The 13,434-nt window shown below is 50.5% G+C and carries 13 protein-coding genes and 1 riboswitch; all 13 genes read right to left on the bottom strand.

Features of this window, described 5'->3' with window-relative positions:
• Window positions 1-665: hypothetical protein (locus IEX98_RS26415; RefSeq protein WP_188892679.1), on the bottom strand; the 665-nt coding region annotated here is incomplete at its 3' end.
• Between the two features lie 72 nt (window positions 666-737).
• A riboswitch (cyclic di-GMP riboswitch) is annotated at window positions 738-835 on the bottom strand.
• A 115-nt stretch (window positions 836-950) separates the two neighbouring features.
• A complete protein-coding gene (locus IEX98_RS26410; protein WP_188892678.1) occupies window positions 951-1,433 on the bottom strand; it encodes a GtrA family protein in 483 nt (160 codons plus the stop codon).
• Window positions 1,423-2,406 (bottom strand): glycosyltransferase family 2 protein, encoded by a 984-nt coding sequence (locus IEX98_RS26405; RefSeq protein ID WP_188892677.1) that lies wholly within the window; start codon window positions 2,404-2,406, stop codon window positions 1,423-1,425. Before IEX98_RS26405 ends, IEX98_RS26410 begins: the two co-directional genes overlap by 11 nt.
• Window positions 2,407-2,439: 33 nt before the next feature.
• Window positions 2,440-6,168 (bottom strand): phospholipid carrier-dependent glycosyltransferase, encoded by a 3,729-nt coding sequence (locus IEX98_RS26400; protein ID WP_229692408.1) that lies wholly within the window; start codon window positions 6,166-6,168, stop codon window positions 2,440-2,442.
• Between the two features lie 270 nt (window positions 6,169-6,438).
• Window positions 6,439-7,956, bottom strand: a complete 1,518-nt coding sequence (lysS, locus tag IEX98_RS26395; protein WP_374705387.1) for a lysine--tRNA ligase — start codon at window positions 7,954-7,956, stop codon at window positions 6,439-6,441.
• Between the two features lie 80 nt (window positions 7,957-8,036).
• Window positions 8,037-8,513, bottom strand: a complete 477-nt coding sequence (gene greA, locus IEX98_RS26390) for a transcription elongation factor GreA (RefSeq protein WP_188892675.1) — start codon at window positions 8,511-8,513, stop codon at window positions 8,037-8,039.
• 281 nt (window positions 8,514-8,794) lie between these two features.
• Window positions 8,795-9,817, bottom strand: a complete 1,023-nt coding sequence (gene dusB / locus IEX98_RS26385; protein WP_188892674.1) for a tRNA dihydrouridine synthase DusB — start codon at window positions 9,815-9,817, stop codon at window positions 8,795-8,797.
• A gap of 59 nt (window positions 9,818-9,876) precedes the next feature.
• A complete protein-coding gene (locus IEX98_RS26380; RefSeq protein ID WP_188892673.1) occupies window positions 9,877-10,086 on the bottom strand; it encodes a helix-turn-helix domain-containing protein in 210 nt (69 codons plus the stop codon).
• Window positions 10,038-10,592, bottom strand: a complete 555-nt coding sequence (gene folK, locus IEX98_RS26375; RefSeq protein ID WP_188892672.1) for a 2-amino-4-hydroxy-6-hydroxymethyldihydropteridine diphosphokinase — start codon at window positions 10,590-10,592, stop codon at window positions 10,038-10,040. The genes IEX98_RS26380 and folK overlap by 49 nt, the downstream gene beginning before the upstream one ends.
• Window positions 10,570-10,956: a dihydroneopterin aldolase gene (gene folB, locus IEX98_RS26370; protein WP_188892671.1), complete on the bottom strand. Its 387-nt coding sequence runs from the start codon at window positions 10,954-10,956 to the stop codon at window positions 10,570-10,572. Before folB ends, folK begins: the two co-directional genes overlap by 23 nt.
• Before the next feature lie 31 nt (window positions 10,957-10,987).
• The gene (gene folP / locus IEX98_RS26365; protein WP_188892670.1) at window positions 10,988-11,860 is read right to left on the bottom strand and encodes a dihydropteroate synthase; all 873 of its coding nucleotides are present in this window, start codon (window positions 11,858-11,860) and stop codon (window positions 10,988-10,990) included.
• A 46-nt stretch (window positions 11,861-11,906) separates the two neighbouring features.
• A complete protein-coding gene (pabC, locus tag IEX98_RS26360) occupies window positions 11,907-12,842 on the bottom strand; it encodes an aminodeoxychorismate lyase (protein ID WP_188892669.1) in 936 nt (311 codons plus the stop codon).
• Window positions 12,839-13,420, bottom strand: coding sequence for an aminodeoxychorismate/anthranilate synthase component II (pabA, locus tag IEX98_RS26355; protein ID WP_042171336.1), 582 nt, complete (start codon window positions 13,418-13,420; stop codon window positions 12,839-12,841). The genes pabC and pabA overlap by 4 nt, the downstream gene beginning before the upstream one ends.
• Window positions 13,421-13,434: the final 14 nt, after the last annotated feature.

The raw sequence follows: 13,434 nt of genomic DNA, 5'->3' as shown, positions 1-13,434 counted from the left end.
GTTACCACTGGTGTTGGCTCCGGCGTTACCACTGGTGTTGGCTCCGGTGTTACCACTGGTGTTGGCTCCGGTGTTGCCACTGGTGTCGGCTCCGGTGTTGCCACTGGTGTTGGCTCCGGCGTTGCTACTGGAGTTGGCTCCGGTGTTGGCTCCGGTGTTGCTGTTGGCGTCGCCGTCGGTGTCGGTGTCGGCACCGGTGTTGGCGTCGGTGTCGGCGTAGGTGTCGGCGTTGGAGCTGGTTTTTCTTTTTTATAGAACGTAATTTTGTAAATCGACTGATAATCGCCTAACCAAGTTTTATTTGCAGTCAGACCAAGATCGCCTCTTGAACCTTCTCTATACTCGATGATCTTACCGTCATCCAGCCAAGAGGAAGTTTCAATCTTTACGCAATACACATCATAATTGCCGGTTGCTGACCAATCTAAAAATGCATTAGAAACTTTAAACCAGCCTGAAACCTGATCTCTTAATGAACCGCTAATGTCACCATGGGATGTCGTGAATGTTTTCTTACTGCCAACGGTATAACTCACCGTGCCGTAATCCGAACATTTAAACGAATTACTTCCTCCTCCATGCGCAAAAACATTACCGGCTATGCTGAACGTCAGAATAACAATCATCGTCAGCACAAGCATCGATTTGAACCGCTTCTTGCCCATTACTCACTCTCCTCCATAAAATAATACCGGATTCAAGGCAACAAAAAAGACTGCCTCGAATATGGTCATATTCATGGCAGTCGGACGATCATCGCATACACGCAGCCGTGTAATGCCTTAGACTCCTGACTTTGCGTCCCAACCTTTCGGCTGGTTTGCTATTATCATGTCATATGTAATTGATCCTACTGAACCTAAGGAATCTATCGATTCCATCCGGTTCGCAAGACCTATTCTACAATTAGTAGCAATTGCAAGTCAACGGTTTTCTTACCAATTTTTAAACTATTTCTGTCGCTTGAAGACCCACCACTTACTGCCGACAAAATTCAACACAACCGTTATACAAGTAACGACAAGCTTCGCCAAAAACGGATTGATTCCCCAGCTTTCTTTAATTAGAAACAGCAATCCGAGCGAAATAAGGAGCACCGCCAAATTAAGGACGATAAAGCGAATCGGCCTGCCTCTATCCTGCGCAGTTCCCCCGGCTTCACTCGAGGTACCGCGAAAAGTAATCAGCGTGTTCATTAAATAGCTATTGCCCATTCCCGCCGCATAAGACAGTATTTGTCCCGGAATGTAATGCAAGCCTGCCCAAATGAGCAGGCTGTACACCGCGAAGTCTACTGCCGTATTTATAACACCAACCATATTGAATAAAATAAATTGCTTAAACGTTTTCCGGCGAAGCTGCTTGACTTGGGCAACTGCATCCGTCCTATTTTCTATTGGCGTTGATAATCGATCAAGTGGATCAGCGGACATATTCGCGTTCCTTCTTGGCAGAAGCTTGTTCCAGCCGCTCCTCATCAAAGCCGTGGGCTTCCCGCACAATGTACAACGGACGGTTTTTCGATTCGTCATAAATACGGCCGATATATTCGCCGATTAAACCAAGAAGCATAAGGATGATGCCGTTGAATAATAAATTAATGGCGACAATCGATGTCCAGCCGACTTCATTGTAAGAAGTGAATAGCTTCTGATATACGACAACCATCAAATACAGAAAGCTGGTTACGGATAGAAAGAATCCAACATACGTAGCGATTTTCAGCGGCTTGTAGGAAAACGAAGTGATTCCGTCCAGCGCAAAGCTGATCATTTTTTTCAACGGATATTTCGTTTCGCCGGCAAAACGCTCTTCCCGGACATATTCCACGCTCGTCTGACGGAAGCCAACCCAGCTCACAAGTCCCCGCACGAAACGATTTTTCTCTTTCAACCCGCGCAGCACATCGCATACTTTGCGATCGATTAGGCGGAAGTCTCCAGTATCCATTGGAATATCGAAGTTGGTCATGCTGCGCATCGTCCGGTAGAACATCATTGCCGTTATTTTTTTAAAAGCAGTCTCGCCTTTCCGCTTCAACCGCTTGCCGTATACGACCTCATAGCCCTCTTTCCACTTCTCGATCATTTCGAGCATCACTTCCGGGGGATCCTGCAGATCGGCGTCGATGATAATAACAGCCTCGCCCTGGGCATAATCCATTCCAGCCGTAATTGCAATCTGATGACCGAAGTTGCGGGAAAAGTTAATGAGCCGGACGTTCCGGTCATTGCGGCAAATGCCGTCCACAATCTCAACCGTACGATCCCGGCTGCCGTCATTGACGAATATAAGCTCATAGGACTCCCCATAGCCGTCCATGACTGCTTTCAGCTGTAAGTACGTATGACCGATTACCTCTTCCTCATTGAACATCGGCACGATAATGCTGTACTTGGCTTGCATCCGTATCCCTCCTATCATAAATTCCCGAACCGTCTAACCGTAAAACACCCAAGAATCAAAGATTCGAATGACCCCCGCATAAGCTCTGGCCACTTCCATGCCAGACAGCACCGGATAGTACAGAAGGAACAGTACGGCAGCCACAGCGACATATAACCAGCGCAGCCATTGCCGATCAGGATGCTTCTCCTCATAAAGCTTGAACATATAAATAATAGCTAAAATCATAAAAGGCACCATCGCAAAATAATGGTAGATAAACGTCAAGCGCGGAACGAGCATCCAAGGCAAGTATTGCGACAAGTATGCAATCCAGATGATGTACACCCGCTTGTCCTTCCGTTTGATGCTAAAGTACAACGTGCCAAGTAACGCGAATATTCCCGTCCACCAAATCAGCGGATTACCAAACGCGGATATGGTCGAGACATGACTTGGATTAGCCAAATCACTGCCGCTGTAATACCAGACCGGACGCTTCATGAACGGCCATTCCCACCACTGCGAGGAATAAGGATGCGTAGCGACAAGCTCACTGTGGTAATGATACATATTTTTCTGATAGTCTACCAATCTTTCCGCTGTGTATTCATCCCCGGCTACGTCCAGAACTGGAATGTAGGACAGCCCGTAAATAACGGCTGGAATGGCAACGTAGAAAATCAGGCATACCGCTAAGGTGATGACCGTATTTCGCGGAAATAGCCGTACAATTTTCCGGTACGTATCCTCTTCAGCTGCCTTGACCTTGCCAGCAGCAAGAATCCGCTTGGCAGCCCCATATTGACGATAGCGATCAAATAGCGACAATGCGAGCATAACCGCCAGGCCAGCCCCGCCATAAATAACGATCCATTTGGACGCAACGCCAATACCGAACAACAGCCCCGCCCAAAACAGCGGTACAAGCGTCTTGCGCAGCGGTGTGCTATAGAAGTTCAGCGAGTAATACTTATGCATGAAGTAGAACATCAGCATGATGAAGAAAACACCGTACACGTCAATCGTTGCAATTCGCGTCTGCGTAAAATGCATGAATTCCGCTGCAAGCAGGCCCGCCGCCGCTGCGGCATAGCCCGTCCGCTTAAACAGCCTGAGCGCGAAAAGGTAGAGGACCGGCACCATCGCAATACCGAATAGGGTGCCCATAATACGCCAGCCAAACGGGCTGAGGCCAAACAATTTGATGCCAAGCGCAATAATGATTTTGCCTAAAGGCGGATGTGTATTCTCATAAGCTCTAACGCCTTCGATATGCTCAAGCGCAGTTCGAGCGTGATAGATTTCGTCGAAATAACTGCCGTTCTTGTAGCTTGCCTTGTATGCAGCAGCCGACTGTTCATCGAATAAGCGAACGGCGGAGCTTTTCCCCTCCACCTTCTCCTCTTCAACAACTTGGCTGATCGCAACCGGTTCATCGCTGCCCTTGGCGTAGAAAGCCATCTCTTGCATCGAGTATCCGGTCTGATTCGTCGTCACCTTAACATAACGCGCGGTAATATCAAGCGGATGGATCGCCCACTTCAGATCATCTCCGCCCTTTTGCTCCAAGTCGACTGGATTGCTCCAAGCGTCCGGCGTATTGCTGAACTCCAGCTTATACTTGCCTTCGCCATAACCGCCGAAGCTGTTCATCCGTTCTAGCTGCCGGGCTTCCCCAAGGTCTACATAGAAGCTTTGCCCCGACTTGGCCGGCGTCCAGCCCGAGCCTAACGTTTGCGTGGAGCCAAGGTTGGACAGCGCCACCACTGCGTAGATAAGCGTGATCGCGAGCATCGCGATCCAATCTTTTTTCTTCAATCTCGCCGACGATGCGTCTTTTTTATCAGACCGCTGTACGTTAACGAGCTCTGACAACAGCTTCTCGTCATTGCGGGCTTGTTCATCCTCCGCGAGACTCGGCACAGACTGCACACGCCCGCGGATATAAATATCGTACCCCACATACAGCATGTAGAGAAGCAGTCCAAGATTGGCGATTGAAGTTACAATAACAATGCCGTCGGTTGGGACATTCGTTGTAAACTTGCTGAATGCCAATACATAGCCGACGTTAATAAAGAAGGTGATACTGTAACCGAGCAAAATGTGCAGAATCCGCCTGTCCTTTGCTTCGATATATGCAAATACGCCTAGCAGAATCGCAGGGAACAAGTAACGTTCATGCATTTTGGTACCCAAAAGGAACATCACCGCTATTAGAATCATGCCGATATAATACGACTTCGATAAATCGGATTTATCTTTCGCATTAACGGACAAGAACACGGACAACGCTACCGCCAGCAGAATGGCGATTATGCCCCAAGTACTGTACGGGATGAACAAGAAGGTATGATCGAGATCCGTCCAATTGCCCCCGGTAAGTGCATAAAGATTGAATACATTAAGCGTAGCGTACGGATATGACGCCAGCGTTGTCTTATAAAGGTTGATTAGTCCTGCAATCCCGCCATTGCTCCAGAAAAAAGGAATGGCCAGCGCCACGAATATCGCCAATCCGTATACGGCACTTATTGCAGTCCGCTTCCACTCACGCTTGTGAGCGATGGCCAGCAGAATAACCGGCGTAAAAATCAGCGCCTGCGGTTTTACCAGAACGGCGATCGCAAACCACAGCGCGCCGCGTTCCAGCTTATTGCCGACTACAGCTTGAATGGCAAGCAGCAAGAACAAGGTAAAGATGGAGTCCACCTGGCCCCATGCAGCAGAGTCTACCCAGATGGCCGGATTCCACAGATAGAGCATCGCAAGTCCAAATGCAGCCGTTTCGCCAAGCTTTTTACCAGCCGCTTTATAGATTACCCATCCTGCAGCTAAGTCGGCAATAATCGCCGGAAGCTTATACAGCAGATAAGCTCCCTTCGAAGCGCCATCCAGTCCGAGCAGTTGCTGCAGCATCCCCAGCACATAAAGCACATAGATATACCCAGGCGGATAGTCGGCAAACATCCCCTCTTGATAAAAGCCGGTAATGCCTTTGGTGTACGCAGCATTTCCCCAGAAGATGAAAGTTCGCAAATCCGACTCATAACCCGTATAGCCGACAGCAATGACAATACGGAACCCTAGCGCGATTAGCAGCCATGCCAGAACCTGCGAAGATTTACTGGCGCCGGCCTGTTCCAGCGGAAGCCGCTGCCTGAAGGTCCGGGTATATAAATAAACGAAAAGCATAACGATCAATGTAGAGATCGCAAGTACAGGAAAAGCGGATACCTTCGGCGGACTATCCGCCTTCGCTGCATCGCCGCCGCTGACATCGCTAGGCGTGAAAGAGATTGCCGTTACGCCCGCTGGCAGTTTGTCGATCTTCGTTATAGATAGATCGTCAAACCATGCCCGGCCGGTGTTCAAGCTGCCGTAGCCGCCTAGGCTTGCTGCTAACTGAATCTCTTTCTGGCCTTTGCTCGTCTTGCCGTAGAATTCGATAGGCTTCCACTCGCCAGCCGTATTATGAATCTGCGGGAATTCACCGCCAACTCCAATGATCAACAAATTTGCACCCGTGGCGTTCTCGTCCGCTCCGGCTACATTTACCCAACCGTTAATCCGGTAGTAGGTATTGGCGTCCACCTTCACCTTCTGAACCCATTTGGCATGGTTCGGCTGCGTGTTCTCAATGACTGCAGCAGTTCCGCCCGAATGCGTATTCGACGTATCTACCGTAAACCGGGTAACCTCACTTCCCGGAACCCATACATCCTGCGTCCACGATAGAGGAACTCCCGATTCTGTCTCTTCGAATCCAGGGTTCAACAATAAATTGGGATGCTCCCCGTTTTCAGCTGCATGTCCAATACTCAAAGGAATTGCCATAAAAACGAAAAGGATAGCAATAATCAGTTTATACAAGCCAGAATTCCGCATACTCGGGCCTCTCACCTCTACATTTTTTATTTTATCAACAGCAATTTAGCCTATTTTTTCCTAAAAATACATTTCAACTTTAAAGGAAAAGCTATCGACGGTCAATGACTGCCCACAAAAAAACCGCTTGGGATTGTTTCCCAAGCGGTATGATGGAGTATATTATTCGCCGCCGCGATCGCGCATATGCGGGAACAGCAGTACATCGCGAATCGATGGAGCATCAGTAAGCAGCATAACCAGACGGTCGATGCCGATACCCAGACCGCCGGTAGGCGGCATGCCGTATTCCAGCGCACGGATGAAATCATCATCCATTTCATGCGCTTCGTCATTGCCATGCTCGCGTTCAACGAGCTGAGATTCAAAGCGTTGGCGCTGATCAATCGGATCGTTCAGCTCCGTGAACGCATTGGCATGCTCGCGCGCCACGATGAACAGCTCGAAGCGGTCTGTGAAGCGCGGATCTTCACCATTCTTCTTCGCCAGCGGCGAGATCGCAACCGGGTGACCCGTCACGAATGTCGGCTGAATAAGCGTATGCTCGCAGAACTGCTCGAAGAAGGCATTGAGAATGTGGCCAAACGACATGTGCGGTTCAACCGGCACTTTATGTTCCTTAGCCAGAGCATGTGCTTCTTCGTCGCTCATTTGTACGCCGAAGTCAACACCCGTCGTTTCTTTAACCAGGTCAACCATCGATACACGGCGCCATTGCGGCGTCAGGTCGATCTCTTGTCCCTGATACGTAATTTTGGTTGTACCGAACACTTCTTGCGCAATATGCGCAATCAGATTCTCGGTCAAAGCCATAATATCCTTATAATCGGCATAAGCCTCGTACAGCTCGATCATCGTAAATTCCGGATTATGGCGTGTCGAGATGCCTTCATTCCGGTATACACGGCCGATCTCGTATACTTTCTCCAGGCCGCCTACAATTAGACGTTTCAAGTGCAGCTCAATCGCGATCCGCATATAGAGCTGCATATCGAGTGCATTGTGATGCGTCTCGAACGGACGAGCAGCCGCGCCGCCTGCAATAGAATGCAGCGTCGGTGTTTCAACCTCCAGATAACCGAGCGAATCCAAGTAACGGCGCATCGATTGAATAATGCGGGAACGGGAGATGAACGTCTGTTGAACATCCGGGTTCATGATCAGATCGACATAACGCTGGCGGTAGCGCAGCTCTACATCTTTCAGTCCGTGATACTTGTCCGGCAGCGGAAGCAGCGACTTGGTTAACACGTCGACTTCCTTCGCCTTTACGGAAACCTCACCGGTATTCGTCTTGAATACGACGCCATGAACACCAACAATATCGCCGATGTCCAGCAGCTCGAATGCCGCATATTTGTTCGCTTCTACGCTATCCTTACGCACATAAATTTGAATTTTGCCGCTAAGATCCTGGATGTGGGCGAATGCCGCCTTCCCCATACCGCGCTTCTGCATAATGCGTCCCGCAATGCTAACCGTGACCGCCTTCTCCTCCAGCTCTTCCTTGCTGAAAGCTTCATATGCAGACACAATATCCTTCGCTGCATGCGTACGTTCAAATTTACCGCCGAATGGATCGACGCCCAGACCGCGAAGCTCGTCCAGCTTGTCTCTGCGAATTTGCAGCAGCTCGCTAAGCTCCTGTTCCTCTACTACACCGTTATTTTCTTCGTTCAATTCAGTCATCTCCTCGACACCGCCGAAACGTTCAAAAAGCTTCCGCTAAGGAAGCTTTCTGAAATAACACAGTGCAAACCTTATTTTTTGATATCTACAATTTTATATTGAATGATGCCGGCAGGTACGCTGACGTCAACAACAGTTCCTCTTTTTTTACCCAAAATCGCTTTACCGACCGGGCTTTCGTTCGAGATTTTGTTCTGAAGCGGATCGGATTCTGCAGATCCTACTATCGCATACTCCATCGTATCGCCATATTCCAGGTCTTCAACCGTTACCGTCGCACCGATGCTCACCGTTTCGGTATTGATATCATCATTATTGATAATCCGCGCATTGCGCAGCATTTTTTCAAGAGTAATAACGCGACCTTCAATGAAGGCCTGCTCGTTCTTCGCATCTTCATATTCGGAGTTTTCACTAATATCGCCGTACCCAATCGCAATCTTAATCCGCTCTGCAACTTCACGACGTTTAACCGACTTCAGGTTTTCCAGTTCTTCTTCAAGCTTTCTCAATCCGTCCTGAGTCAGAATGATTTCCTTATCGCTCATCTTTCCGATTCTCCTGTCGTGTGACAAATTTTCATACGGTGTATGAATTCACTGGTATTTAATATATTACGTTCCCCAGCCGTCATGCCTTCGGCAAGCGCTGCGACTGCATCATTGATGTATATTGCAAGATTATATTTCAAAGACACCCCGAATGTCAATCAAAGGGAATTGCTGCCTGTAACCGCTTTATTCGATGGATCTCCACCCTGACAGGACAAAGAGAGAAAATGCGAAAAGCGGACATCTGGCGAATGCAGCCGGATTATCCGCTTACGGTATTAATGAACGGCCTGTGAGTTTGCTTGGTCAGCCGCTTCCGCCAGCGCATCCGCATCCAGAGATGCAATATATTTCTCCAATATTTCCACGACGCCTTCGCGTCCCGTTTCTTCCATAATGACATCCTTCACGCGGGCTGCGCCAGGAAGTCCTTTGAGATACCATGCCAGATGCTTGCGCATTTCGCGAACCGCTGCCGCTTCACCCTTCAACGCCGCAAGCCGGTCAAGATGGAGCAAAGCTACATCCATCTTCTCACGCGGCAACGGATCTGCCATCCGCTCACCGGACGCCAAATATTGAATCGTCCGATACAGCATCCATGGATTTCCAAGCGCGCCCCGTCCGATCATAACGCCGTCGCAGCCGGTATGCTCCAGAAGCCGTTTGGCGTCTTCCGGCGAGAATACGTCGCCATTGCCGATAACGGGAATCGATACCGCTTGCTTAACATCCCTTATAATATCCCAGTTGGCCTTGCCCGTATACTGCTGCTCACGCGTGCGCCCATGCACGCTAACGGCACTGCCGCCCGCGCTTTCAACCGCTTTGGCGTTGTCTATCGCGAAGATATGCTCATCATCCCAGCCGATCCGCATTTTTACCGTTACCGGTTTGCTCACCGCTCCAACTACGGCTGATACCATTTCATAGATCTTATTCGGGTCCAGCAGCCAACGTGCACCTGCTTCGCAATTGGTCACCTTCGGTACCGGACACCCCATGTTGATGTCGATAATATCGGCATTCGTCTGCTGATCGACAACTTTCGCCGCTTCGACCAGCGACTCGCGGTCGCCCCCGACAATTTGCAGGCTGAGCGGTTTCTCCCGCTCATCAACGAACAGCATTTCCATCGTTCTTTTGTTGCCATGCAAAATGGCTTTGTCGCTCACCATCTCTGCACAGACCAAACCTGTGCCGAATTCCTTTGCAATGAGTCGGAAAGCGGGATTGCACATGCCTGCCATCGGCGCCAACACGACTCTGTTCTTCATCTCGATGTCACCGATTTTCAGCATTCCGCTTCTAACTCCTCCTTAACCTTTCTATTTGTAACAATGCTTCGCGCCAGCGTCTGCTATTGCTTCGCATCCGTTAATTCTTCGTAAGTGACGCCAAGCGTACTTGCAATGCTGTTCAACAGCTTCGTGTCTGCCCTTCGAGTGCCTCGTTCCAAAGATCCTAGTACCGCTACCGAGACGCCAAGCTGCTTGGCAAGTTCCTGCTGGGTGTATCCTTTCAGCTTCCGGAAAGCCCGGACACGCTGAGCCAGTTGATCGTTTTCCATTGGGCAATGCCTTCCTTTCCATCCTGAAGCGCCGCTGCTGCAGCTGCCGCAACGTGATTCCGCAATGGATTCTCGCCCGCAATAACATCGCTTAGCGGAACAAGCACGAATGCGCGTTCCATCATACGGGGATGTGGGAGCGTCAGCTCCTCATCGTCCATCGCAATGTCTTCATACAGCAGCAGATCAAGGTCTATGGTGCGCGGCCCCCATCTAATGTCGCGTACGCGGCCAAGCAGCCGCTCCACATCCTGCTGCACACGCAGCAGTTCAAGGGGCTTAAGCGTCGTTTGTACGGCAATAACCATGTTGAGAAAAGCGGGCTGATCCGTATAACCGACAGGATCAGTCTCATAAAGCGCGGACAACCGCAGCACATCAATGTCAGGCCGTTCGTTCAGACAGACAACGGCCTGCTGCAGCAACTGCTCCCGGTCTCCCATGTTGGAGCCCAGCGCAATATACGCCGCAGAACGCTCTGAATCAGACGGGAACAATTCGGCCATGAGCATCCCGCTTTCTGCGCAACTCGACCGTCACGCCCTCGAAATGGATCTCAAACGGCGGATTAGGCTTCGTTACGCGAACCGTCAGTTCATTTATCATAGTATAAGCTTCTAAAACCCGCGTTGCAATGCCGCCGGCTAAAGCTTCGATCAATTTATACGGCGTGCCCTCTACAACTTCCTTCGTTAGAGCATGCAGCTGAGAGTAGTCAACGGATTGCGATAACTCATCCGTTTGTGCCGCCTGCTCCAGATCGATCTTCAGCTCCAGATCGACACCGAATTTTTGTCCGAGTCGATTTTCTTCGGGAAAAACACCATGATAGCCAAAAAATTGCATTCCTTGTAACGTCATTTTATCCATGCGAATTCGACTCCCTTTCAAGTATGTACAATCATCGATATACGATGGCATCAGCCATTTTTGCAGTACGGGCATTGGTTCGGACATCATGGACACGTACGATCTGACACCCTTGAGCGATGCCGAGCGCCGTCGTTGCCGCCGTTCCTTCGTCCAGTTCCGATACCGGCAGATCAAGCGTCTGGCGGATGACCCGTTTTCTAGAGGTGCCTAGCAGGACGGGATAACCAAGCCCATAGACCTCCCTCAGCTTTCCGAGCAATTGCAAGTTCTGCTCATAACTTTTGGCAAACCCAATACCCGGATCGAGCCAAATATTGGACTCGCGGACGCCGGCTTGCCTAGCAATATCTGCGCTTGTCCGCAGATCGGACAGCACATCGGCTAGAAAATCGCCGTATTCCGCTTCCGGACGATTATGAGTAAGAATAACCGGACAGTCATATTCAGCCGCGACGGCAGCCATCAGCGGATCATATTTCAATCCCCATATATCATTGAGAATATGAGCGCCTGCTTCCAAAGCATGCTTTGCCGTCTCCGCTTTATAGGTATCGACGGATAATGGAATATGCGGAAGTGCCTCACGCACCGCCCGAATGACGGGCAGCAGCCGCTCCAGCTCTTCCTCAGCGGTAATCGGCATAAAGCCTGGCCGCGTGGACTCCGCTCCGATGTCGATCAAGTCCGCTCCTTCCGCCACCATCGCAGTTGCGTGGGCGACAGCCGCCTCCACCGTATGATGGCGGCCGCCATCCGAGAAGGAGTCGGGAGTGGCGTTAAGAATGCCCATTACTAAAGTCCGTTTCCCAAGCTCCAGCTTGATTTCATTCGATCCCTTGCCAAACTGATAGGAACGGCTCCAAAAAGACGGTGCGCCGCCATTATTCGTATTCTGAGTCATATCGTATGCCGTCCTTTCCTTCTCAAGCGTAATCTTTCAACTGCGGTTAACTGGCGCTGCTCGTGTCACTTCGGTAAGCTTGCAGCAACAGTTCCGTTATTGGACCGATAGCTCCATCGCCAACGGTTATTTGGCTCACTTCCTGCGGCTGACTCTTGCCTGCGGCTGTAATAGAGTCATGATCATAGCCATGCACAGCGCATCCGCTAATCGATGTGATCGGGACAAGCTCTTGAATCGAGTTCGTCATCCATACCTCATCGGCTGCCAGCAGCTCCCCATATCGAAAATGCCCCTCTTCTACCTCGAAACCCGCTTCAAGGGCAAGCTCCATCACTTTCGCCCGAGTAATGCCGGGCAATATGCCTGTATCAACAGAAGGCGTATATACCTTGCCATTCTTCGCATAAAACAAATTGCTGACGATCCCCTCGGCAAGCTTGCCGTCTGCGGTCAGCATAAGCCCCTCGGCGTTCGCAGCAGCACCGCTGGCCGCAAGTTCCCGCTTCGCTATCATATTATTCATATAATGGAGAGATTTTAACCGTACAGCCCCCTCCGGCGTGTTTCTTGCGGTGCTCAGCAGCCGCAGTTCCTTGCCAGAGCGGTACAAAGCTTCACTTACAGGCGGCAGCGCCTTCATCAGCAGAAGCTCGCTAGGCCGTTCATAATCGCCGGTTTGCAGCCCTAGTTCACCTGTGCCAGCTGAAACGGTAAGTCGTATATAGGCCTCGTTTAGTTCATTCTCTCGGAGCAGCTCGGCAAGCAGCAACTGCAGCGCTTCCTGATCCGCCGTATAGCGTATACCCAGCTGCTCGCATCCCTCCGCAAGCCGCTGCAAATGCCGTTCCAGCAAGTACGGCCTACCGCCGTAGGTGCGGAACGTCTCGAACAACCCCATTCCGTACAAAAAGCCGTGATCGTAAATCGAGATCACAGCTTCCTCCGCTTTCTTCACCGCACCATTGAATCCGATCTTCATTGCGCCGCGCCAACCCGGATTTGCAAAAAATTGCGCAGCAGCGTCAAGCCGTGCTCCGTGATGATTGATTCCGGATGGAATTGTACGCCTTCAATGGGGTAATGCTTATGCCGCAGCCCCATAATTTCGCCCTCAGCCGTCTCTGCGCTGATCTCCAGGCAATCGGGCAGCGTCTCGCGCTTCACGATAAGCGAATGGTAGCGTGTAGCCGTATAAGGAGAAGGGATGCCTTCAAAGATCGTCTTGCCGTCATGGATAATTTCCGACGTTTTGCCGTGCATCAGCTTCTCTGCGCGTACCACATCGCCGCCGAATGCTTGACCGATCGACTGATGGCCGAGGCAGACGCCAAATATCGGAATAATCCCTTTGAAATGATCAATCAGCGACAGGCTGATTCCTGCTTCATTAGGGGAGCAGGGTCCCGGCGAAATGAGAATATGGTCAGGCTTCAGCGCCTCAATTCCAGCAAGATCGATCTCGTCGTTGCGCTTGACGACAACCTCCTCGCCCAGCTTGCCCAAATACTGCACCAAATTGTACGTAAACGAATCATAGTTATCAATTACGAGAATCATCGTCCCAGTCCCCC

The organism is Paenibacillus radicis (ex Gao et al. 2016) (assembly GCF_014641555.1).
GTDB lineage: Bacteria > Bacillota > Bacilli > Paenibacillales > Paenibacillaceae > Pristimantibacillus > Pristimantibacillus radicis.
Note: the sequence above shows the minus strand (reverse complement) of the source record. Positions and strands in the feature narration are given on the sequence as shown.